Annotated in this window: 26 protein-coding genes and 3 pseudogenes; 13 read left to right on the forward strand and 16 right to left on the reverse strand. The window is 41.0% G+C overall.

Going from position 1 to position 20,912, the window contains the following annotated elements:
• Positions 1 to 155: 155 nt before the first annotated feature.
• Positions 156 to 698 carry a cytochrome c biogenesis CcdA family protein gene (locus tag JCM19055_RS09645; protein WP_370543066.1) on the forward strand — a complete coding sequence of 181 codons (543 nt, stop codon included), beginning with the start codon at positions 156 to 158 and terminating at the stop codon, positions 696 to 698.
• 147 nt (positions 699 to 845) lie between these two features.
• Here the strand turns inward: JCM19055_RS09645 and JCM19055_RS31580 are convergent.
• Both JCM19055_RS31580 and JCM19055_RS29215 read right to left on the reverse strand, forming a co-directional pair.
• Positions 846 to 1,687, reverse strand: a pseudogene (locus JCM19055_RS31580) (deoxyribodipyrimidine photo-lyase).
• A gap of 118 nt (positions 1,688 to 1,805) precedes the next feature.
• Positions 1,806 to 2,267: a deoxyribodipyrimidine photo-lyase gene (locus JCM19055_RS29215; RefSeq protein ID WP_265181993.1), complete on the reverse strand. Its 462-nt coding sequence runs from the start codon at positions 2,265 to 2,267 to the stop codon at positions 1,806 to 1,808.
• A 71-nt stretch (positions 2,268 to 2,338) separates the two neighbouring features.
• Here JCM19055_RS29215 and JCM19055_RS09655 point away from each other — a divergent pair, with 71 nt between their 5' ends.
• From JCM19055_RS09655 to JCM19055_RS09675, 6 genes and pseudogenes are all read left to right on the forward strand, one after another.
• Complete coding sequence (locus JCM19055_RS09655; RefSeq protein WP_042359576.1) at positions 2,339 to 2,980, forward strand: HD domain-containing protein; 642 nt, start codon at positions 2,339 to 2,341, stop codon at positions 2,978 to 2,980.
• 83 nt (positions 2,981 to 3,063) lie between these two features.
• A pseudogene (locus tag JCM19055_RS09660) lies at positions 3,064 to 4,346 on the forward strand (aminotransferase class I/II-fold pyridoxal phosphate-dependent enzyme).
• Between the two features lie 327 nt (positions 4,347 to 4,673).
• Positions 4,674 to 5,603: a transporter substrate-binding domain-containing protein gene (locus JCM19055_RS09665; RefSeq protein ID WP_052366169.1), complete on the forward strand. Its 930-nt coding sequence runs from the start codon at positions 4,674 to 4,676 to the stop codon at positions 5,601 to 5,603.
• Between the two features lie 82 nt (positions 5,604 to 5,685).
• Positions 5,686 to 5,982 (forward strand): ABC transporter permease subunit, encoded by a 297-nt coding sequence (locus tag JCM19055_RS31585; protein WP_370543067.1) that lies wholly within the window; start codon positions 5,686 to 5,688, stop codon positions 5,980 to 5,982.
• Complete coding sequence (locus JCM19055_RS09670; protein ID WP_370543068.1) at positions 5,888 to 6,343, forward strand: amino acid ABC transporter permease; 456 nt, start codon at positions 5,888 to 5,890, stop codon at positions 6,341 to 6,343. Before JCM19055_RS31585 ends, JCM19055_RS09670 begins: the two co-directional genes overlap by 95 nt.
• Positions 6,340 to 7,062 (forward strand): amino acid ABC transporter ATP-binding protein, encoded by a 723-nt coding sequence (locus tag JCM19055_RS09675; protein ID WP_042359577.1) that lies wholly within the window; start codon positions 6,340 to 6,342, stop codon positions 7,060 to 7,062. Before JCM19055_RS09670 ends, JCM19055_RS09675 begins: the two co-directional genes overlap by 4 nt.
• A 55-nt stretch (positions 7,063 to 7,117) precedes the next feature.
• Here JCM19055_RS09675 and JCM19055_RS09680 read toward each other — a convergent pair whose 3' ends face one another.
• The 8 genes and pseudogenes from JCM19055_RS09680 to JCM19055_RS09705 form a co-directional block, all read right to left on the reverse strand.
• Entirely contained in the window at positions 7,118 to 8,278 is a 1,161-nt protein-coding gene (locus JCM19055_RS09680) for a serine hydrolase (protein ID WP_042359578.1), read from the reverse strand.
• Between the two features lie 16 nt (positions 8,279 to 8,294).
• Complete coding sequence (locus tag JCM19055_RS09685) at positions 8,295 to 9,119, reverse strand: polysaccharide deacetylase family protein (RefSeq protein WP_042359579.1); 825 nt, start codon at positions 9,117 to 9,119, stop codon at positions 8,295 to 8,297.
• A gap of 75 nt (positions 9,120 to 9,194) precedes the next feature.
• A complete protein-coding gene (locus JCM19055_RS09690; RefSeq protein ID WP_042359580.1) occupies positions 9,195 to 10,085 on the reverse strand; it encodes a metal ABC transporter permease in 891 nt (296 codons plus the stop codon).
• Entirely contained in the window at positions 10,082 to 10,252 is a 171-nt protein-coding gene (locus JCM19055_RS29220) for a hypothetical protein (protein WP_265181994.1), read from the reverse strand. Before JCM19055_RS29220 ends, JCM19055_RS09690 begins: the two co-directional genes overlap by 4 nt.
• A gap of 32 nt (positions 10,253 to 10,284) precedes the next feature.
• Positions 10,285 to 10,500 (reverse strand): hypothetical protein, encoded by a 216-nt coding sequence (locus tag JCM19055_RS29225; protein WP_265181995.1) that lies wholly within the window; start codon positions 10,498 to 10,500, stop codon positions 10,285 to 10,287.
• Positions 10,501 to 10,517: 17 nt separating this feature from the next.
• A complete protein-coding gene (locus tag JCM19055_RS29230) occupies positions 10,518 to 11,300 on the reverse strand; it encodes a metal ABC transporter permease (protein ID WP_265181996.1) in 783 nt (260 codons plus the stop codon).
• 45 nt (positions 11,301 to 11,345) lie between these two features.
• Positions 11,346 to 12,097 (reverse strand): annotated as a pseudogene (locus JCM19055_RS09700) (metal ABC transporter ATP-binding protein).
• Between the two features lie 39 nt (positions 12,098 to 12,136).
• Complete coding sequence (locus tag JCM19055_RS09705; RefSeq protein ID WP_042359581.1) at positions 12,137 to 13,075, reverse strand: metal ABC transporter solute-binding protein, Zn/Mn family; 939 nt, start codon at positions 13,073 to 13,075, stop codon at positions 12,137 to 12,139.
• A gap of 361 nt (positions 13,076 to 13,436) precedes the next feature.
• Here JCM19055_RS09705 and JCM19055_RS09710 point away from each other — a divergent pair, with 361 nt between their 5' ends.
• Together JCM19055_RS09710 and JCM19055_RS09715 are read left to right on the forward strand one after the other, a co-directional pair.
• The gene (locus JCM19055_RS09710) at positions 13,437 to 14,840 is read left to right on the forward strand and encodes a sodium:proton antiporter (RefSeq protein WP_042359582.1); all 1,404 of its coding nucleotides are present in this window, start codon (positions 13,437 to 13,439) and stop codon (positions 14,838 to 14,840) included.
• A gap of 18 nt (positions 14,841 to 14,858) precedes the next feature.
• On the forward strand, positions 14,859 to 15,461 hold the full coding sequence (locus JCM19055_RS09715) for a hypothetical protein (protein WP_042359583.1): 603 nt from the start codon (positions 14,859 to 14,861) through the stop codon (positions 15,459 to 15,461).
• A 23-nt stretch (positions 15,462 to 15,484) separates the two neighbouring features.
• Here the strand turns inward: JCM19055_RS09715 and JCM19055_RS09720 are convergent, their stop codons facing one another.
• The gene (locus JCM19055_RS09720; RefSeq protein ID WP_042359584.1) at positions 15,485 to 16,033 is read right to left on the reverse strand and encodes a cysteine hydrolase family protein; all 549 of its coding nucleotides are present in this window, start codon (positions 16,031 to 16,033) and stop codon (positions 15,485 to 15,487) included.
• Positions 16,034 to 16,228: 195 nt separating this feature from the next.
• Between JCM19055_RS09720 and JCM19055_RS31590 the strand changes: the two genes are divergently transcribed.
• Together JCM19055_RS31590 and JCM19055_RS09730 are read left to right on the forward strand one after the other, a co-directional pair.
• Positions 16,229 to 16,624 carry a redoxin domain-containing protein gene (locus JCM19055_RS31590; protein WP_265181997.1) on the forward strand — a complete coding sequence of 132 codons (396 nt, stop codon included), beginning with the start codon at positions 16,229 to 16,231 and terminating at the stop codon, positions 16,622 to 16,624.
• A 224-nt stretch (positions 16,625 to 16,848) separates the two neighbouring features.
• Complete coding sequence (locus JCM19055_RS09730; protein WP_042359585.1) at positions 16,849 to 17,454, forward strand: CPBP family intramembrane glutamic endopeptidase; 606 nt, start codon at positions 16,849 to 16,851, stop codon at positions 17,452 to 17,454.
• A 22-nt stretch (positions 17,455 to 17,476) separates the two neighbouring features.
• Here the strand turns inward: JCM19055_RS09730 and JCM19055_RS09735 are convergent, their stop codons facing one another.
• The gene (locus JCM19055_RS09735) at positions 17,477 to 17,731 is read right to left on the reverse strand and encodes an AzlD domain-containing protein (RefSeq protein WP_370543070.1); all 255 of its coding nucleotides are present in this window, start codon (positions 17,729 to 17,731) and stop codon (positions 17,477 to 17,479) included.
• Positions 17,732 to 17,797: 66 nt separating this feature from the next.
• Positions 17,798 to 18,475: an AzlC family ABC transporter permease gene (locus JCM19055_RS09740; protein WP_042359587.1), complete on the reverse strand. Its 678-nt coding sequence runs from the start codon at positions 18,473 to 18,475 to the stop codon at positions 17,798 to 17,800.
• A 115-nt stretch (positions 18,476 to 18,590) separates the two neighbouring features.
• On the opposite strand from JCM19055_RS09740, the gene JCM19055_RS09745 reads away from it, so the two are divergent.
• A complete protein-coding gene (locus JCM19055_RS09745; RefSeq protein WP_042359588.1) occupies positions 18,591 to 19,145 on the forward strand; it encodes a helix-turn-helix domain-containing protein in 555 nt (184 codons plus the stop codon).
• Positions 19,146 to 19,214: 69 nt separating this feature from the next.
• On the forward strand, positions 19,215 to 19,466 hold the full coding sequence (locus JCM19055_RS09750; RefSeq protein WP_042359589.1) for a hypothetical protein: 252 nt from the start codon (positions 19,215 to 19,217) through the stop codon (positions 19,464 to 19,466).
• A gap of 16 nt (positions 19,467 to 19,482) precedes the next feature.
• Here the strand turns inward: JCM19055_RS09750 and JCM19055_RS09755 are convergent, their stop codons facing one another.
• Genes JCM19055_RS09755 through JCM19055_RS09765 form a run of 3 tightly spaced genes read right to left on the reverse strand, consistent with a single transcriptional unit; the run spans position 19,483 to position 20,866 of the window.
• Positions 19,483 to 20,208, reverse strand: coding sequence for a (S)-benzoin forming benzil reductase (locus tag JCM19055_RS09755; RefSeq protein ID WP_042359590.1), 726 nt, complete (start codon positions 20,206 to 20,208; stop codon positions 19,483 to 19,485).
• Between the two features lie 12 nt (positions 20,209 to 20,220).
• Positions 20,221 to 20,565: a DUF4328 domain-containing protein gene (locus JCM19055_RS09760; RefSeq protein ID WP_042359591.1), complete on the reverse strand. Its 345-nt coding sequence runs from the start codon at positions 20,563 to 20,565 to the stop codon at positions 20,221 to 20,223.
• Between the two features lie 31 nt (positions 20,566 to 20,596).
• Entirely contained in the window at positions 20,597 to 20,866 is a 270-nt protein-coding gene (locus tag JCM19055_RS09765; RefSeq protein ID WP_042359592.1) for a hypothetical protein, read from the reverse strand.
• Positions 20,867 to 20,912 lie beyond the last annotated feature (46 nt).

Consider the following 20,912-nt stretch of genomic DNA (forward strand, 5'->3'; position numbering starts at 1 on the left):
AAAGCATGTTCTGATATACAATAATAGAAGAAAGCTATTTGAAAAAGGGGGAAAAAGGATGGATGAAGTATCGCTCGGCGCAGCCTTTTTAGCCGGGATGGTAACTTTTTTTCTCTCCATGTGTCTTCCCACTTGTACCAGCATACCTTGCTCAATTGACAGGTAGTAATGTACAAGGTGGTGCGATCAATGCGAACAGAGGCATCATTCTATCGCGTAGTCTAGGGTTCATTTCAGGTTTTACGATTATTTTCGTTTTACTTGGAGTTTCAGCTACTGCGATCGGAACTTGGTTTGCGATGTATGGAACGTTGATTGAACGCATAGGTGGTATTGTTATCATTCTTTTTGGATTACAAATGTCAGGTCTTATTTCGTTACGATCTTTACTTACAGAGAGAAAAGTCATTAAGCGTAAGCCGAAGAAAGTATCAAGTTTCTCTGGTTCTGTCGGTTACGGTCTTGTATTTGCTGCAGGTTGGACACCTTGTATTGGATTGATTCTTGGTTCAATTCTTTATATGGCGAGTCGTGAAGAAACGATGTTCAGTGGCGTTGGTCTCTTGTTAATCTATTCTATTGGACTAGGAATTCCGTTTCTACTCGTTGCACTGCTATTCTCTCAGTCGTTGAATAAATTGAGTGTGATTAACCGTTACTTACCGCTCATTCAAAAAAAACGAGTGGCGTCATTATGATTCTTCTTGGTATTGCATTGTTTACTGGATTATTCTCAACTATTTCGGCATACTTCGGGAACTTTGTACCAAGCTGGTTATAACGAAAACAAATCCGCAAGAAGAGAGCATATGCTTTCTTCTTGCGGATTTTTTTATTGTATTTCTTTAAAGCGTTCGAGGGTTTTTTTGGCGCATTTCTTGGTGAGAGACGATTGGTTCTGGATAATCACTTCCGATGACACAATGTGCGTCTTCTTGTTCAGAATCAGACATTTTACTAGGTTCGTGAATATATGCTAGAGGAACTTCTTTTAGTTCAGGTAAATACGAAGTAATAAACGTACCGTCTGGGTCGAATCTTTCTGATTGTCTTGTCGGATTGAAGATCCGAAAGTATGGGACAGCGTCAGTGCCTGTAGAAGCTGCCCATTGCCATCCGCCAATGTTTGAGGCAGGATCATAGTCAATTAAATGATCTTGAAAATAACGCTCACCGAGCCGCCAATCCAGTTGGAGGTCTTTCGTCAGAATGAAGCGACAATCATACGAAGTCGATTGTGCATCCAGCCGATTTCATTGAGTTGTCGCATTGCAGCATCGACAATTGGAAATCCAGTAGTACCATTCTTCCAATGATGATAGCGCTCTTCATCGTACGACCATTGTAGTTGTTGATACTTTGAAATAATTTCTTCGTCTTTGCTCGTTGGATAATGGTAATAAATCATATTGTAAAAATCTCGCCAAGCGAGTTCTTGAATAAATATGTTCGCACCTTCATCGTTGCCAGATTCATCAACGTATTCTTGTACAGCTGCATAAACGGTCCGAGGGGAAATTGCTCCTGTACGTAAATACGCTGAAAGCCGGCTAGTGCCATCAAAATCTGGTCGGTCTCGATCACTGTTATAACTCGTTAGTAGACCGTTTGTGATGAAAGCTTGAAGTTGCTCGAATGCTCGATCGCTACCAGCCATTTGCTTCCATTTGCCCGTTTTCTTTTGCATTAGCGTTCCGTACCGCTTTTGACCTTCGGTAAAGTCATCGGTTCGTTTTTGAATAACATCACGTAGTTGACTCAGATCAATGTGATACGGTCGTTCTTTTGTACGATTGATCCATTGTTTATAATAAGGCGTAAACACTTGGTAATGACTGTGATCTTTTTTTTACAATTTCTTGAGCGCCGTGTAGATGGGCATCTGTATAATCGTGGTAGTGAATGTTCTGCTTGTCAGCGAGTTGTTGCACAAACTGATCCCTTTCTCTAGCAAAAGGAGTATCATCAACGTTTACATGAATCGCTGTACAATCATCAACGATGGAAAATAAAGATTGAAAAGCATCTTCAACTGAACCTGTTATAAAATGAAGTGATCCACCTTGTTGCTCAATCTTCTGAACGTGATCATATAAAGCTTCATAATAGTAGTCGTGTCTCTTCGTTAACGCATCAGTCAGGTCTGGGTGAATATGGTAAAGTAAAAGGAGCTTGTCATCTTCTTTGAGGTGTTCTAAAGCATAATATAACGCTTTGTTATCATGTATTCTTAAATCTCTACGAAACCAAACGATTTGCGTGCCCAATAACAACCATCCTTTCATATGGATTATTTACCCGAATTCGATCACGAACAATCGTAGAAAGTAGGCGTAATGTGAAAGATCAGATAGAAGTAACAAAACAGTACGTTCAATCGCTATTGTTAAATGAACGTACTGGTCATGACTGGTATCACATAGAACGAGTAACCAAACTTGCTCACTATATTGCTGAACGTGAAGGGGCGAATTTGTTTATCGTTAAGATGGCAGCGCTTCTTCATGATTTGGCTGACGATAAAGTCGCTGCTGATGAAGAATCAGGATTAAAGCAGGTGGTCGATTGGCTCAAATCACAGGAGATCCCATTTGAAGATCAACAAAAGATTCTTTCGATTATTACAACGATATCGTTTAAAGGTGGAAATGGATCACCTGTTGAGTCATTAGAAGCAAAAGTCGTCCAAGACGCTGATCGTCTCGACGCCCTTGGTGCCATCGGTATTGCTAGAACATTTGTGTATGCTGGTGCAAAAGGAGATCCGATGTATGACCCAACTATTGATGTGCGAGATAAGATGACAAAAGAAGAGTACCGTCACGGAAAGTCATCAGCGATTCATCATTTTTATGAGAAACTTTTAAAACTTCGAGGACTAATGAACACAAAAACGGGTAAACAATTAGCAAATGAACGTCACGAACAGCTTAAACAATTTTTAAAAACATTCTTTCAAGAATGGGATGTGAAATTTTAGTAGGAAAATCAACGATTGACCTGACTTTATTGTGGGATTGTTTTACAATAGAACTATACTTATATACAAAGGAGATAATACTTTTGACACAGTTACAAGCTTTGTCCAAAGAAGAGTTACAGTCACGTCTTGAAGAGCTGACGAAACAATATGAACGATATCAGAGCGAGAATTTAAACTTAAATATGTCAAGAGGTAAGCCAGCTCCAGAGCAATTGGATCTATCAATGGAAATGCTTGATTTATTTGATCAACATTCTACTTTACATGCAGAAAATGGAATCGATCTTCGCAATTACGGTGGATTGGACGGAATTCCAGAAGCAAAACAGTTTTTTGCGCAAATGTTAGCCGTTGATTCAAAGGAAGTTATAATTGGTGGAAATTCTAGTTTAACGTTAATGCATGATACGATTTCTCGTGCGATGTTCCACGGTGTTGCTGGGGGTGCTCGCCCTTGGAAAGACGAAGCGAAGATTAAATTTCTCGCACCTAGCCCTGGGTATGATCGTCACTTTGCCATTTGTGAACACTTTGGCATTGAACTGATTGTCGTCGATATGCTAGAAGACGGACCGAACATGGATGAAGTGGAAGCACTCGTACGTGAAGACGAATTAATTAAAGGTATTTGGTGTGTGCCTAAATATAGCAACCCAACTGGTGCAATTTATTCTGATGAAGTTGTCGAGCGTTTAACGAACATGGAGACAAAGGCAGACGATTTCCGTATTTTTTTTGGGATGATGCATATACGGTACACCATTTAAGTGATGAAAAGATCGAAGTAAAGAACGTATTAGAAACGGCTAAAGGATTCGGAAACAGCAATCGTCCTTACATCTTTGCTTCAACATCGAAAGTAACGTTCCCAGGATCTGGCGTTGCAGCATTTGCGGCTAGTGAAGAGAACATTGCAGATGCGAAGAAGCATATGAGTGTACAAACGATTGGTTATGATAAGATCAATCAACTTAGACACGTACGTTTCTTCACAGATGTTATTTCTTTAGAAGCACATATGGAAAAGCATGCAGCAATTATTAAACCCAAGTTTGACCTTGTGTACAACACGTTCCGTGAACAACTAGGAAACAAAGGCATTGCTTCTTGGTCGGAACCTAAAGGCGGTTACTTTATTAGTCTTGATACGCCAGCAGGGACTGCGACAGACATCGTTCAGATGGCAAAAGAAGCAGGTGTAACGTTAACAGGTGCTGGTGCAACATTCCCTTATGGAAAAGACCCTGAAGATAAGAACATTCGTATTGCGCCGACGTTCCCAACGCTCAAAGAACTAGAGAAGGCGCTTGATGTTCTTTGTACGTGTATTGAATTAAAGAGTGTAGAAAAATTACTATCATAATTACGGATCGCTTAGGAGGAAAGTCTCCTAGCGATCTTTTTTGTCGTTGCAGACGAAAATCGTCTCGGTTAGTCGGTTGGAATATAACATTTTTAAAACGAGATTTTCATAATATGTGATAAAAAGAGAAAGTAAATTCATATAAAGCCTGAGACAATAAGGTTTTTCCGATCAGAAATTGCAAAAATGAATGTTAAAAGATCTAACAAGTATTACAACAAAATTCAGAATCAAGTAAAGATTTCTTTATTTTTTCTCACTTTATGGTACACTAAAGTGGATTTTCGTATTACTATATTCGGTATATTCTGTTAAGGGGGAGAAAAGATGAAGAAGAATCTATTGTTAACAGGTGTGCTAGGAGCTTCAATGCTAGCACTCGCAGCATGTGGAGATGACGAAGCAGGTACAGATGAAGAGCCTGCAGAAGAGCCAGCGGCAGATGTAGAAGACGAAGATGATGAAGCTGACGCTGACGCTGAGGCGGATGACACAGATGCAGATGATGACGATGCAGAAGCTGCAGCTGGAGACGGGGACGATGTTTATTCAGATGTAGCGGGAGAAACGTATACCATTGCTACAGACAACGCATTCGTTCCATTTGCTTTCATGGATTTAGAATCAGATGAAATGAGTGGCTTTGACATTGAACTTATGACCGCACTCGCTGAGGAAATTGGATTTACGCCTAATTTCCAAGCAATGGAATTCTCTGGAGCACTTGCAGGTATTCAGTCAGGTTCATATGACGCAGCGATCAACGCGATGTCTATTACAGAGGAACGTAAAGAAACAATCGACTTCTCAGATCCATACTACTTAGATGCAGGGATTATTTTCGCAGTCCATGAATCTAATACAGATGAGTGGAGCTCATTTGAAGACTTAGATGTTGATGGGGTAACGATTTCAACAGTGCAAGGAACAACTTCTCATGAATTTTTAGATGAGAACCTTGAAAACGCAACGGTTCAAACGTATCCAGAGATTGCTGATGCGTATATGAACGTAATTCAAGGTCATAACGATGCGGTACTTTATGACGAGCCAAACGTGGCTTACACGATTGAGCAAGCTCAAGACCAACTCGTTATGATTGGAGATACACTTCTTGCTGATGACTATGGCATTGGACTACCACAAGGTCACGATTTACTCGAGCCATTGAATCATGCACTAGAAGTGCTACAAGAGAATGGCACGTATGATGATTTATACGAAGAGTATTTCGGTGAGCGTCCTTTTGGAACATAATAACTAAAAAGTTTAGGCACTGCTCACGCGGTTTTCTATGGCGTGAGCAGTTTTATTACATAGTGCCTGAGAGGAGATTGTCATGGTTATTAATCCACAAGCATTTATAGACGTAATCCCTTTTCTAATTGACGGTTTATGGATTACGTTGTACATTACCATCTTTGGTGTTGCCATTGGTTGTGTAATTGGTACACTATTTGGTTTAATGAGCATCAGCCGCTTTAGAATTGTAAGGTTTATCGCAGTGACATATGTAGAGATCGTCCGTGGTACACCGTTGCTTGCGCAAATCTTTTTTTATTCATCTCGGTATTCCGGCTCTTATTGGACATACATTCGATCCGTACATTACCGGTGTAGCAATTATCGGGATTAACTCGGGTGCATACATTGCAGAGATCGTGCGTGGCGGAGTGAACTCGATTGATAAAGGTCAGATGGAAGCAGGTCGTTCACTTGGGCTAAATTCACGACAGACGATGCGCTACATCATTTGGCCACAAGCGTTGAAAGTGATGATCCCGCCGTTTGGGAATCAATTTGTTATTAGTTTAAAAGATACATCGCTATTATCTTCCATTGCGGTAGCAGAGCTTATGTATTCAGGTCGACAATATATGACCATTACGTTTTCAGCGTTTGAGACGATGTTCATGGTCTGTATTTTCTATCTAATTATTACTATTCCAGCATCACTCTTGCTACGGTATCTTGAACGGAGGATTGATAAATCATGATTAAAGTCAATGAGCTACATAAGAGCTTCGGCGATAATCAAGTGTTAAAAGGAATTACGACGGAAATTAAGGCGAAGGAAGTTGTTTGTGTTATTGGTCCGTCAGGTTCGGGGAAGAGTACATTTTTACGGTGCCTTAATCGATTAGAAGACATTACTTCAGGTGAGGTCATTATTGATGGCACCAACATTGCGGACAAAAGCGTGAATATTAATCGATATCGTCAAGACGTAGGGATGGTGTTCCAGCACTTTAATTTGTTTCCTCATAAGTCCGTTTTAGAGAACATTACGCTTGCTCCGAAGAAGCTCGGAAAAGGACAAAAGGCAGAATTAAATGAGAAAGCGATGCAATTGCTTGATAAAGTAGGGCTAAGAGAAAAAGCACAGGCATACCCATCAAGCCTTTCAGGTGGACAAAAGCAGCGTGTTGCAATTGCAAGAGCGCTTGCGATGAACCCGAAGATCATGTTGTTTGATGAACCTACGTCTGCACTAGACCCTGAACTTGTTGGTGACGTACTAGCAGTTATGAAAGATCTCGCTAATGAAGGGATGACGATGGTCGTCGTTACCCATGAGATGGGATTTGCAAAAGAAGTGGGCGATCGTGTTTTCTTCATGGATGAAGGACTTGTATTAGAAGAAGGTACACCAGAAGATGTATTTACTAATACGAAGCATGAACGAACACAAGCATTCCTAAGTAAAATATTATAGAGATACTAAAACTCCCCTAGAAGTTACAACTTCTAGGGGAGTTTTATTAATGAAGTCAGTTTGTTGCAATATCTCGAAACAACGCGATCGTCTCCATTTCGTGTTTCTCAAAATCTGGATCAACACTCGTTTTGACGATAATTGTTTTTGATTTTGGATGAATATAAAGAAACTGTCCCCATACACCGAGTGCTAGATAGTCTTCGTTTTCTTTGTACGGAACCCACCATTGATATTGATAGCCAAGGTTCTTTTGTTTTCGAAGTGAACGAGTGGCATCAATCGTTGTAGATTCTTTGACCCAAGCGCTCGGAACAATCGATTCACCTTCCCAGTTGCCTTCATGTAAAAACAATCGTCCAAACTTTGCATAATCCTTTAACGTACCATTAAAGCCACAGAACGTATAATCGTTTCCTTGTCGATCTCCATTCCAGAATGCATCCCCCGTCGTTCCGATCTTTTTCCATATCTTTTCTTCAAAGTACATGGACGGTTGCATTCCAGTGACGCTTTTAATAAGCATCCCAAGTGCTTGCGTATCCATGCTTACATACTTGTACAGTTTCCCTGAAGTTCGTTCAGATGTTAATTTTGACATGTACTGATCAATGCTTTGATTTAGAGCAAGGGTTTGTTGGAATACTCGTTTAATATCAGAAGTTGGGCTACTATAGTCTTCATTAAATCGAACGCCAGAACCCATAAATAAAATATGTTCAATTGGAACACTGTCATAACCACTATGTCTTAGTTGTGGCACATAATCTGTAATTGGATCTTTTATGCTTCTTATGAGGCCTTCTTCTAACAGAATACCAATAAGGGAAGAAATCATTGATTTTGCGACGGACCATGACGTAAAAGTTGAAGAAGATGTGCTTCCGAGACGATACGTCTCATAACGAATCTTATCATCTTGAATTACGATTAAACCTGTTGTAGTCGTCTGTTCTAAAAACGAACCCAGATCTTTTGTTTTGCCTTTATACGTGTAAGAGATTGGTTTCGTAATCTCATCACGGTCGAAATAGAACGGCTTGGTAGGAGGTGTTAGTGCTCGACTAGGCATAACTTCATTCATATGTTGAAAGCGGTGGATACGCTTTTTAGGATGAAAGAGGGTAAGTGCCTCGTAGTTTTGAATAAGTTTATATCCAACCACACTTGTCGCGAGTAACGACCCAAAAAGTGCGAGTTTATTTATTCGTTTCATAATGAACTCCTTTTAGTTATTCAAGCGAAAAAGCATGCAAATGTACAAATGTATAGCCGTTAGCTTGTAGGGTAGGTATTGCCCGTTTAACCCCTTCTGAAACATCACTTTCAGGTTGATTTAAATGGAGCAGTACGATTGAACCTGGTGAAACACTTTCAATCGCATGTTGGACTTGATCCGCTGAATACGTTGCTCCAGCATCCCCAACAACATCAAAATTCACGACCTCTAATCCTAACGCTTGGACAATTTCCACGCTCACTTCATCATAGTAAGCAGTTCCTGAACGGAAGAACGAAGGAGAAGATCCTGTACGTTCTGTAATTGTCCGTTGGTTGCTCAATACTTCTTCGGTAACTTCAAGCGCATGAGTCGTTCCTTGAATGCCATAAGCTTCTTGGCCTGTGACAGAGAGCGGGACGTGCTCACTACCGTGGTTTTCGATTTCGAACAAGTCATCATTCGCTAAGTCTAAAAATGCTGCCTCATTGTCTAAAATCCAACGTTCATTCACGAACAAGGTTGCGGGAATTTGCTCATTACGTAGATAGTCGACAATATCTTCATCCAGCTGATTCCCAAAAGGTCCACCACACAAATCAAATGTAAGCGCGACTTTCAATTCGTCGGTGTGCATTCGAGTTTTCACCCCAGTAACGTGTTCGCCCCATTCCTTAGGTTCATCATTAAGGGAAGAGAAGGGGTGTGAAGGAGGTAACAATTCGTGTGAATGAATAGTTTTAGTATGTAAGTCGTTATGATCTTCTATAGTAGACGCTGCACAACCGGCTAGTAAAAGAACAAAAAGAACGGTAAAGCTCTGAGTAACAAGTTTCATTCACGTCCTACTTTCCTAGGTTCTTCCTTTCAGTGTACCAAATGGAAACAAAAGAAAGAAGCTTAGGAACCATTCCTAAGCTTCATCATTGGAATACGTCGTAAATCGATTACGGATTTTCTTAACGACTACTCCGTGTGTTGGTGAAAATAAGAACGCGAGTAAGAAGAAGAGCCCAGTCATTGTAGCCATCATACCAGCAATATTTGTGTCTAGCATGGCAGCGCAATAATAGCCGGATATTGCAGATAACACAGCAATTATTGCGCTATAGATAAACATTTTTCCTAATTGTTCGGTTAACAAGTAGGCGGTAGCAGGCGGGGCGATAATCATAGCAACAACGAGAATGGCTCCGACCGCATCAAATGAAGCAACAGCTGTGATCGACGTCATCCCCATGAGTAAATAATGCAAAAAGACGACCGGGATGCCGAGTGCAGCGGCAAGATGAGGGTCAAATGAACTTAACTTAAATTCTTTATAAAAGACAATCAGTAAAATAATATTAATGACGAGAACAATGCTAATTATCCAGACAGCTTGAGGTACACCTTCGATGCCCAGCCAATCGACTGTCGTCCACGGAATAAAGGCAAGCTCACCCATGATGGAATGTTCTACATCGAGGTGAACGTCCCGTGCAAACATAGAGACGAGAATGACACCGATGGCAAACAAGAAGGTAAACACAATTCCAATCGCAGCATCTGCTTGAACGCCCGCAGAATTAAGCAATTGGATAAAGACTGCGGTTAATATACCGGCAATCGCTGCACCGATGAACATTGCTAACCCATCTAGCTTTGCGTAATTAAAAAAAGCAGACACGAGCCCGAGCAAGACAGTATGACTAATCGCATCAGAGATCATTGCCATTTTACGTAACACGAGAAGAACACCAACAATGCTACATGCAACACTAACTAATGATGCAGTTAGTATGATCCACATCGTATAAGTCATCGATCTTCAGTCCTTTCTTGCAACACGCTCGGGAACAATTCGTGCTTTGATAGCAATTCGAAAAGAGGTTGTTGTTCTGAATTTGGAAGTGATAGAAAGTCCCAGTTGTTTTTCTCCATCGGTAAATGGGCGAACTGCATTTCATGCATGGAGTACATTTGTAACATGCGCTGATTTAACGTAATTTGATGTGCTTCTTTTATGCCTTTATCTGTGAATTGATACGTTTCGGTTGAGGGTTGTAAACAGTTTCTTTTTTTTGTAGTCGCTTGATCGTTTGTTGAAGGCGTAAACCGCTGAGCGGTTGTACACGGGTTAAATCGTCTAACGTAAGGGTGTTACGACCGGTTTCTTCTATGAATTCATACATCCCTTGCATGACTTGATTTTGACTCGTTGATTTTCGTAATCTCATCAAGCGAATGGCTTTCGTCAACAATCCCTTTTTAGGAGCGAAGATGAGTGATAAGAAGAACAAAGAACATGACGAAACGATAATGAGTGGCCCGGTTGGCATCCCAGAAATCGGTGCACTAATGAGCGTTCCGAGTAATCCAGAAAGCCCCCTACAACCCCGGATAAAATCACCATGACGTCAAGTCTGTCGGTCCAATACTTTGCAGTAATTGCAGGTGCGATGAGCATAGCCGCCATTAAAACGACACCGACTGCCTGTAAGCCAATCACAACAGAAGCAACAATCATCGTCATAAGCAACCCGTTAATGAACACGGTAGGAAGCCCTAGCCCTTGGGCAAATTCACGGTCAAAAGTGATAATCTTAAGCTCTTTAAATAATAAGAAGGTAATCGTTAATAATGCAATTGCAGCAATGACAAATAAATTGACGTCACTTCGAACCATTGCAGCGGCCTGCCCGAAGATAAATTCATTTAGACCACTTTGATTACCAGTTGCGTTTCGATTGATGTAAGTGAGTAAAACAATTCCGATTCCGAAAAATACGGATAGTACAAGACCAATTGCTGTATCGGTTTTAATACGAGAATGCTTAACGAACGCTTGGATGAGGTACGTCCCGATATAAGCGGTTATACCTGCACCGATAATGAGCGGTAACATTTCTTTGGAACCGACAATAATGAAGGCAATGCAAATCCCTGGAAGCGCTGCATGACTCATCGCATCACCGAGTAGACTTTGCCTTCTTAGTAATGCAAAGCTTCCAAGGACTCCACTTGTAATTCCGAGCAACATGGTGCCAACAAGTACCACTGTGTATTCGGATTTGCTAATAGATCAAGCAAGGGGATTCACCCCGTTTGATTCTTGATCTAAAAACGCTAGACGTCCACCGTACGTTTTCTGAAGATGTTCTTGTGTAAATACTTCTTCAGTTGGACCGAACGCGATTTTGCGGATATTTAACAACATAACCCAATCAAAGTAATCTTTAACGGTTTGCAAATCATGGTGGACGACAAGAACGGTTTTTCCTTTTGATTTTAAGTCTGTTAACAATTGAATGATGGCTTTCTCCGTTGCAGCATCTACACCGACAAACGGTTCATCCATAAAGTAAACGGAAGCGTTTTGTGCAAGAGCACGTGCAAGGAATACGCGTTGTTGTTGGCCGCCAGACAGTTGACTAATTTGACGGTTTGCAAAAGCTTCCATCCAACTTGGGCAAGGCATTCAAGGGCTTCTTGTTTGTCTATTTTATTGGGCCTACGAAATAAGCCGATTTGACCGTATTTCCCCATTAAAACGACATCAAGTGCATTCGTCGGAAAATCCCAATCAACCGAACCGCGCTGAGGTACGTAACCAACGATTTGTCGTTGTTTTTTATATGGTTTTCCATAGATCGAGATATTTCCTGAAGCTTTAGGAACAAGCCCAAGAATTGATTTAATAAGCGTAGATTTCCCGGCACCGTTAGGACCGACAATTCCAATTAGCTTCCCTTCCGGAGCTTCGAAGCTAACGTTTTGAATGACTGGTTTTCGGTGATAAGCGACCGTAATGTTGTTTGTTGAAACAGGATTCATGTTGTCGAACTCCTTCATTCCAAGTGTTAAACGACTTTGTTATTGTAGTGCGTCGACGATCTGAGAAATGTTAGAGCGGTACATACCGATGTACGTTTCCTCATCACTTCCAGATTCACCCATAGCATCGGAGTAAAGTTCTCCGCCATGTTCAACTTCATGACCTTGTTCATTCGCGCCTTGAATAACAGCTTCAATAGAACTGTCAGAAACACTCGTTTCTCCAAAGACAGCGTGAATGTCTCGATCGATCATTTCTGAGATCACGCGCTGAACATCACTTAAGCCATATTCTGCATCTGTTGAAATGCCTTGAAGTCCAAGAACGTCAAAATCAAAAGCTGCACCGAAATATTGGAACGCATCATGTGCAGTGACGAGTACTCTTTGATCTTCAGGGATCGTATCAACTTCTTCATACGCCCATTCTTGCAGTTCTCTTAGTTCAACTACATAAGCTTCTGCATTGGCTGTATAGTCCGCTTCATTTTCTGGGTCTACCTCAATTAATCCTTCTTTTACAGCGTCAACAGCGTATACCCATAAATCAATATCAAACCAAATGTGCGGATCAGGCATGTTTGTTTCTTCTTCATCTTGCTTAATTAACTCTTCTGGAACGTGTTCGCCAACTGCATATACAGGCTTATCGTTGCCCATTTGTCTTAGAATATCTTCCATGTTCGCTTCTAAATTTAGTGCATTAAAAAAGACAAGATCCGCATCATCAAGACGTGAAATGTCACCTTGAGAGGCATTATAGCTATGTGGATCTACACCAGGACCCATTAATCCTTCAGCAGAAACGTGTTCGCCACCGACATTTTCTACAATATCGTTAAGCTGACCAATCGTAGAGACGACAGAGACCGTTTCGTTTTGATCAACGTCAGTTGACGACCCTGATTCGTCACTTGAACATGCACTTATTATACCTAGACTTGCGATGGATGCGAAAAGAATTCCGAACTTTTTCATGTAATTTCTCTCCCTTATTATGATAAATCATTTATATATTTTGATTAGGACAAACAAGTTTACTTCAGCTATGAAAGTTTCCTTGGGGCAAAACTTATAGCGCAATCTTACACTTTCTTAAAGGTTCTGTCAATTGTAAAAGTCTAACGCCCGCCAAATCGGTATTTCAGCATGTATGCCTCATCGTATGATGGGCATTTGTCGCATGTGACTAGTATAAAACGATGGACCTTCATTCATACGAATCAATGCTAAGGCAATTATATTGTAGAAGAATGCATGTCAAACTATGGAAATGGCAACAATGTAGTCGTAGTGGAGGGATGAACGTGCAAGTTTCACAACGATTATTTTCTTATTATTGCTCGTCGTAATCGGGACGGTGTTGCATCGAAAGTTTAGTCGCATACCAGCTGCACTGTTTCAAGTGTTGTTAGGTGGGGTGTTTGGGGTTTTGATGCCGAGCTTACAATTTGATTTTGAACCGGAGCTGTTTCTTTTGGCTGTGATTGCGCCGATTCTTTTCTTTGATGGTTATCACGCTTCTAGAACAGCTTTTTGGACGTATCGATGGCCAATTCTTTTAATGGCTTTTGGTTTAGTCTTTATAACGGTTGTCGGTTTAGGGTTTACAATTCATGTGTTAATTCCTGAAATGCCGATGGCAGTCGCCTTTGCGTTAGCAGCTGTGTTATCCCCAACAGATGCAGTCGCCGTAAAGTCGATTACGAAAGGAATGTCGTTACCAAAAGGGTTAATGACGATTTTAGAAGGGGAGTCATTAATTAATGATGCAGCAGGGATCGTTTCGTTTAAAATTGCACTAGCTGCGGCAATGACCGGTGTGTTCTCAATTTGGGAAGGATCGTCGAACTTTCTAGTCGTTGCACTAGGCGGTGCGCTGGTCGGTTTTATCGGGGCACTTTTGATCGTTCAGATCAGACTTTTATTACGTTCGTTTGGTTTTGAAGACGTCTATTCGCTCGTTTCAATTCAAATTATTACACCATTTGTGATCTACTTAATCGCAGAGGCTTTTCATGTTTCTGGAATACTTGCAGTCGTTACAGCGAGCATCGTATACGGAATTGAACGAGATAAATTACAGCAGACTTCTTTACAAATGCAAGTCGTTGCAAACAATACATGGTCGATCGTCGGCTATCTATTAAACGGATTCGTCTTCGTTCTTTTAGGGTTTTTGTTACCAGAAGTATGGGCAGGGTTATGGCAAACTCACGAGTATCCGTTCTTCTTTATTGTGATACTCACATTCGTCATTGCGATGGCGTTATTTATGATCCGCTTTTTGTGGGTGTACGTGCTATATCCAATTTTTCAAGGGAAAAAGGAAGTCTCACTTTGGTTTATGGAAGAGTTTAATCAAGAAGCTGCAAGCGGGGGTGTTCAATACCGCCGAGGCTACTATTCCTTATTCGCGGCAGTTTGTGGAATTCATGGGACCATTACGCTCGCAACAGCACTGCTTATTCCTGACACGATGAATGATGGCAGTACGTTTCCATTAAGGGATACGTTTTTATTTATCGCCGCAGGTGTTGTGCTCATTTCCATGATTGCAGCAACGATTTTCTTGCCGATTCTTGGGAAGTCGGAGGTGAAGCCTGAAACTCATCAACGTTCAATGACTGCTGTGCATGCGGATATGATTCAGTACATGATTGAACAAATGGAGAAAAAAAAGCAGAATCGGATCGTTGGCTTCTCACACAAACCGTCATCGCGAAGCTCAAGCGTCAATTAATTTATGTAGAACAAGGACTTGCATTTAATTATTCAAAAAAAAGCGTTAGATGAATTACGGGATTTTGTTCACGTTCAAGAACGGGTTCTCGTGAAGAGCTATGTGAACAAAGGCAAGATCTCAAAGCGCTTGTCAAGGATTTATCTCGCCTATAGGCAAAAGGTCGATGCTTATATACGAATGAACGTGATTCGTCGTTATTGGCACAACATCAAATTGAGCATTTTACAAACAAAAATCCAGTCAGGCTTCAATGAAAAAGAAAAGCATGTGATGAACGTTGTGCATGAGTTAAGGTCGCTAGAAAAAGAAATCCAACCGCAAATTATGGACATGTTATCTGATCATGAGCGTGCGTCCAATCGAAGGGAGATGTTGCTCGTAAAAGAAGAGCAACAAGATCGTTTGAGATTGTTCGAACAAGTAAAGTATGTCGATGAGGAAATAAGAGATCAGTTGAAAGCCATTCACCTTGAAGGCATTGAATATGGACGATCATTCATTACCCGCGAGCGAGGAGTAGGGGCAATTTCTGTCATGGAAGCTCATGAACTTCGTGAGCGTTTACTATATAGTGAGATGATTGTTATTAAAGAAGGTGAGGAGCTTGATGAAGAGTAAAGACCACGTCAATGGCGTGGTCTTTACAAGATGGTAGCACCGAGGCTGTTTTTAAAGTGATTCAGTGCAAAAGTATGTCCTTCGCTACTAAAGCTTTGTACAGCTTGTTCATGTACGACGATTTGATAACCTAAATTGTATGCATCTACTGCAGTGTGAAGAACACAAATATCAGTGCATACGCCTGTAAGGTGAACGGTCGTTATGTTTCTTGCACGTAATTGCATGTCTAGGTTTGTTCCAGCAAAAGCACTATACCTCGTCTTGTCCAGGTAGAGGACAGGTGAATGTGCTTTGATCTGTTCAAATTGTTGTTGAAGCGAGCCGTATAGTTGTCGTCCGTCTGTTCCTTTAATATTGTGAGGAGGAAACAGTTTCGTTTCGGGATGATACTGATCATTTTCTTCATGCAAATCGACAGCATATATGACGAGTTGTTTCTTAGTAGAGAATTGCTCAATCAGTGAGTGAATCGCAGGTTCAATTTGTTGCCCTGGCTTCCCGCACGTCAACTTGCCGTGATCAGCAACAAAGTCAATCGTATAATCGATGACGAGTAATGCTTCTGACATAATGATTTTCACCCTTTTCTTTGTAGTATACTAAACATTTAAGAGGGCGGATAGCTCTTCAGCACACGAATAAGTATGCAGAGTGGTTACCAAATTGTAGGCGAAATTGTTACAGTAAGTGTGAAGGCTTGATTACAAACCATGAAATATGAGATGCTAAACGATGAATAAGACTTTGAAAGATTGAGGTGGATTATGGAGAAACAAGATCGTATAAAGCGAAAACGTCGCAGATTGTTTATGCGCGCGGCCATTTTGTTTTCCATTGTCGCTGCAGTCGGCTATGTGTTTGTTACGAACTTCTTTATGGCCGAAGCAAGCATTGTAAATGAAGGAGACGACGCTCCGAACTTCTCACTCGTTAATATGGAAGGAGAAGTGGTCGAACTGGCTGATTATGAAGGTCAGGGTGTTTTCTTAAATTTCTGGGGAACATATTGCCCGCCATGTGAAGACGAGATGCCTTACATGGAAGCTGAGTGGCAAAATTATAAAGACAAAGACGTTGAAATTTTAGCGGTAAACGTCGGTGAGAGTGAACTTCAAATCGACCGTTTTGCCAATCGACATAGCTTAAACTTTCCATCTTAAAGGATAGTAATCGTGACGTACTTAACGCTTATGGTGTAGGGGTATTGCCTGCAACATTTCTCATTGATGAGCATGGAGAAGTGATTCTTAAGCGTGAAGGCGGAATGAGTCAAGAGCACGTCGAGAATTTTATGGGAATGATTGACCCAGCTGCCTCTTAGTGAAGGGGCAGCTTTTCTTAATTTATACGCGTGTAAAAGGAACCTACAAAAAGAGGGATCACAATGAATGAGTCGATCGACAGGAAGTTATTATTCGCAGTCTGGCAAGGCTTCGGTCTCATGGTTCTGGTTGGTTTTATTCTTATTATTGTTTTTCGTTTTGGAGAAGTCTTACCGTTTGTGCTTGGCTTGTTCGACACATCAGACTTCGGAATTATACTTGCATTAGCGATTGGGTTAGTCAGTGGGCTTTTGATGGCGTTACTTGTAACAGGGGTGATGGTGTTAACGGGTACAGAGTTACCGAAAAATGAGATGACCGAATTACTCGAACGGATCGTCCGAATGCCAGGGGGACTTTTGACGATCAGTTTAGGAGCGGGGTTTGCTGAAGAGTTCTTGTTTCGAGGTGTGCTCGTTGGATTAGTGATTGATGTGTGGCCAGTGTGGCTCGTGTTAACGTTAAACGCGCTGTTATTCATGGCTGTACATGTTCCTCAATATCGAGGGAAACCGTTGATGCATCTGACGATCTTTATTATGGGTCTGTGGCTTGCATTTCTGTTTTATTGGACGTCTTCATTACTCGCACCGATTATCGCACATGCGATTTACAACGGTGTGTTAGGGTATCACCTGAAAAAGCAAGGAAAAGCAGAAGACAACTAGTGCACAGCTATGTGCACTAGGGTTATACGAGCATTCGAGTAACAATTCCACAGACCATCCCAATGATTAAGGCGAAAGGTAAGGATTTAGAGAAGAACATCGTAACTCCACTTGAGATTGCTGCGACTGTAATTGGAATGGAGACATACGTTAAGCCTCCTTCAGGAGTCATAATCTGTATAACAACAAGAGCTGTAATGATGCTAATTGGGACGAATTGTAAATACGTTTTAATAGCAGGAGTAACATGAATCTTAGTCATGACTTCCAGTCCGATGAGCTAGATAAGTAAGTAATGATTGCGAGTGTGATTATGAGTAGAATCGTGTCATTCATCGTTAAGTCACCGTCCTTTCTTAGAAAGGAATAGTCCAAGGAAAGGTGCGACAATTCCTACAATTATGATTGTGAATTGATTCGTTGGAGATAGTGCTTCGAGACAAATGGTGAGTAAAGCCGCAAGCCCCATTGTTGCAAAAGCCGGATAATTGGTTATCGATTGAACGAGCAAGGCGGCAAATGTTACAGGGAAAGCTAAATCTAATCCATAAGCTACGGGATCAATGACATTTCCTAGACTTGCACCAACGATCGATGATAAAAGCCAGCTCACATAAAACGTAATTGCTGCTCCGAGGAAAAAGCGTGGAGCAGGACCAATCTCTTTAAATTTACTCGTGCTAAGTACGAACGACTCATCATTAATCCCAAATGCATAAAGAAAGCGAGTCGAACGTTTGAGTTGGTGAAATCCATCAGAAAGGGCTGCGCCATATAGAAGATTCCGTAAATTCAAAAGCGATGTCGCAATCACTAGGTTTATAAACGATGCGCCAGAAGCGATCATAGCAACAGCAACGAGCTGTACGGAGCCTGAAAATACGAGGATCGACATGAGAATTGCTTCAAAGTAACTCATCCCAGCTCCAATCGCAAGCACACCGTAAGACACCCCATAGGTTGCAATAGCGAGCGCTAAAGGTAAAGCGATAATGATGCCATATCGAAAGTAAGACGTCAAAAAACACCCTCCTTATATATTTTGATATACTTTTAGTTAATTATAATATAATTAAAAGCATTATGGTATACTGAAAATTGAACATAAAACTATAAATCTTAGGTTGGAGTAGACAATGGACGATCAGCGAGCAGAACATTTATCAAGAAAACTCGGCGAATCGATTCGAAAAGTTAGAATCTCACGTAAACTAAGTATGGAAATGATGGCGAAAGAAATAGGCATTAGTAAATTAACGCTATTAAAAATAGAAAAAGGCGAAGGCAATCCAACGCTTGCAGTCGTTTGGAAGATTGCAAATGCCTTACAGTTACCGATTGCTAGCTTATTGCAAGAACAAGAAGAAGGAGAAGTTGTAAAACGAGGTGGATCGTTTACACTATCAAGTGTGCACGAAGATTTTACAGCAGAGCTTTTGTTCCAAACGAAAAACACCGAAGTTTACCAAGGCTATATCAAAGCAAATAGCGTGTACCAATCAGAACCTCACCGCGAAGGCGTCGTTGAATGCGTAACGGTACTAGCTGGGCGGATTACAATTCAAGTAGAAGATCGAACGTATCAACTGGAAACGTATGATAGCATTCGTTTTGATGGTGATCGTAGTCATTCTTATTGCAATGAAGAAATTGAGGGAGCAAAGTTGCACTTTGTCATCACACATTCATAATTTCAGCATGTGGAAGCAATGATTAGCGTTTAAAATGAGAAGAGATTCCACGAACAGGAGTGCCATACGTTGAAACAAGTATTCTTTTTAGTAAGTAGTGTAGCTATATTGTTTCTACTACTTCCTTCGTTTGACGCTTATGCAAACGAACTGACCGAATTTACAGCGCAAGGAAATAATGAAGAAGATGGTACGATTCCTTATATTGTTGCAAATATCTCATCGATGGTTGGGGCAATGATCCTTGCTGCGATTACGTTATATTTCATTATAAGACGAGAACGTAAAAATAAAAAGATTGAGCAGGTAATATGTGCCTAGCTCAATCTTTTTTATTTTATAGGTAATCACGGATGCTTAGCAATGCGCCATTTTCATGGGAGTCTTTTAGAACACCATGGATGATGCGGTCACTCACAACTTCAGGTTTTACAAGATTACCATCTTCTTTATAAGCCTTAAATTTATCAACGTGTTTAAAACGACTTTGATCTGCACTGCGAATCGTTGATTGCATATTCGTATCGATAATTCCCGGTGCTAAGGAATAAAAACGAATCGGGTTTGTGGCTTCTTCTTGCTCAACCGCAGCTGTTTTCGTGAACATATCCAGACCAGACTTCCCGCTACAATAAACATTCCAGCCGTCCATAGGGCTTCTTCCAGCACCAGAGCTGATATTGAGGACAGTTTTTGGTGCGGAATAGGATTCACTAAGTTTCACGAACAGGTTCGCCAAAATAACAGGTGCCGTTAAATTCACGGTGAAATGGCTCGCGATCTCTTCATTTTGTAGAGAACCGACGCGACCGACAGGTTCAACGACCCCTGCATTGTTAATGAGTAAAAGCTCTGTAACGTTGCCTTGGAGTTGATCAAAGATCGTCGTCATAACGTGCTCTAATTGATCTAACTGACCGATGTCAACTTGGTGAGCATTCACGTCTTTAAGTGAGACTTCAGAGCGAGAGAGCGTATGGACGACAGCACCTTCTTCAACGTATTGTTTTGCAAGTGCAAAACCGAGTCCTTTTGATGCGCCAGTAATGATCACGTGTTTCATTGTAAATTCCCCCTACGTGCGATTAGATTGTTGGTTCGTTAAGTTGCGAACAACAAAGATGGCTAAGATTCCTGCAATAAACAAGGTAAACTCAGACAAGCTTGTTGTGAGTGCATCATTTTGAATCATGCTAATCGTTGCATTCTCGACGGTGAAGAACCCACTTGACATCGTCATCAACATAGAGAAGAGGAAAAATACCCACCAAAAGATAATGAGAGAATTCTGCTTCTTATCTTTTTCTCCGAGTTGCTTGATTGCCATTTTCTTTGAAACATCGAGAAACGCAAGCAGTGGCAAGAAGAAGTTCATGAACGGGATAATGAAAAAAGTAACGATCCAACCGGCGTTGTTCACTTCACCGTCTTCAAGGTTCTTCTTCGCTGCACTAAATACTAAGTATGTCCAGCGTAAAAAAAACGACCGCTGTTATAAGAAATAATACGAGTCGAGGAAAAATGACAAATAAAGTCATTTGTCCGAGTGTTTCTCTCAAATCGTGAGGGATTGAATCCGCACTATTTTCTGAAGGAAGAGATTGAAGTGATGTGTACTCATAGATGCCAACAATCGCTGTGAGTAAAGCGAAAAGCGATGTAATCAACAAGAGGACAATGGTGAAGCGCTTTGTGCTGTGTAGCTTTTGTAGTTCATTCATGGTTACATGCATCCTCATTTCTAACGTGCTAGGTTAACTATAGCAT

The organism is Geomicrobium sp. JCM 19055 (genome assembly GCF_000698185.1).
GTDB classification, from domain to species: domain Bacteria; phylum Bacillota; class Bacilli; order Bacillales; family Marinococcaceae; genus Geomicrobium_A; species Geomicrobium_A sediminis.

What these genes read in the sequence shown, in the direction of transcription:
- JCM19055_RS09765 (WP_042359592.1), bottom strand. Translation starts at nt 20,866, where the DNA reads ATGAATGAACTACAAAAGCTACACAGCACAAAGCGCTTCACCATTGTC.
- JCM19055_RS09730 (WP_042359585.1), top strand. Translation starts at nt 16,849, where the DNA reads ATGAATGAGTCGATCGACAGGAAGTTATTATTCGCAGTCTGGCAAGGC.
- JCM19055_RS09720 (WP_042359584.1), bottom strand. Translation starts at nt 16,033, where the DNA reads ATGTCAGAAGCATTACTCGTCATCGATTATACGATTGACTTTGTTGCT.
- JCM19055_RS09675 (WP_042359577.1), top strand. Translation starts at nt 6,340, where the DNA reads ATGATTAAAGTCAATGAGCTACATAAGAGCTTCGGCGATAATCAAGTG.
- JCM19055_RS09755 (WP_042359590.1), bottom strand. Translation starts at nt 20,208, where the DNA reads ATGAAACACGTGATCATTACTGGCGCATCAAAAGGACTCGGTTTTGCA.
- JCM19055_RS29220 (WP_265181994.1), bottom strand. Translation starts at nt 10,252, where the DNA reads ATGTTACAAATGTACTCCATGCATGAAATGCAGTTCGCCCATTTACCG.
- JCM19055_RS09705 (WP_042359581.1), bottom strand. Translation starts at nt 13,075, where the DNA reads ATGAAAAAGTTCGGAATTCTTTTCGCATCCATCGCAAGTCTAGGTATA.
- JCM19055_RS31585 (WP_370543067.1), top strand. Translation starts at nt 5,686, where the DNA reads ATGGTTATTAATCCACAAGCATTTATAGACGTAATCCCTTTTCTAATT.
- JCM19055_RS09690 (WP_042359580.1), bottom strand. Translation starts at nt 10,085, where the DNA reads ATGACTTATACGATGTGGATCATACTAACTGCATCATTAGTTAGTGTT.
- JCM19055_RS31590 (WP_265181997.1), top strand. Translation starts at nt 16,229, where the DNA reads ATGGAGAAACAAGATCGTATAAAGCGAAAACGTCGCAGATTGTTTATG.
- JCM19055_RS09665 (WP_052366169.1), top strand. Translation starts at nt 4,674, where the DNA reads ATGAAGAAGAATCTATTGTTAACAGGTGTGCTAGGAGCTTCAATGCTA.
- JCM19055_RS09745 (WP_042359588.1), top strand. Translation starts at nt 18,591, where the DNA reads ATGGACGATCAGCGAGCAGAACATTTATCAAGAAAACTCGGCGAATCG.
- JCM19055_RS09685 (WP_042359579.1), bottom strand. Translation starts at nt 9,119, where the DNA reads ATGAAACTTGTTACTCAGAGCTTTACCGTTCTTTTTGTTCTTTTACTA.
- JCM19055_RS09680 (WP_042359578.1), bottom strand. Translation starts at nt 8,278, where the DNA reads ATGAAACGAATAAATAAACTCGCACTTTTTGGGTCGTTACTCGCGACA.
- JCM19055_RS29225 (WP_265181995.1), bottom strand. Translation starts at nt 10,500, where the DNA reads ATGAGATTACGAAAATCAACGAGTCAAAATCAAGTCATGCAAGGGATG.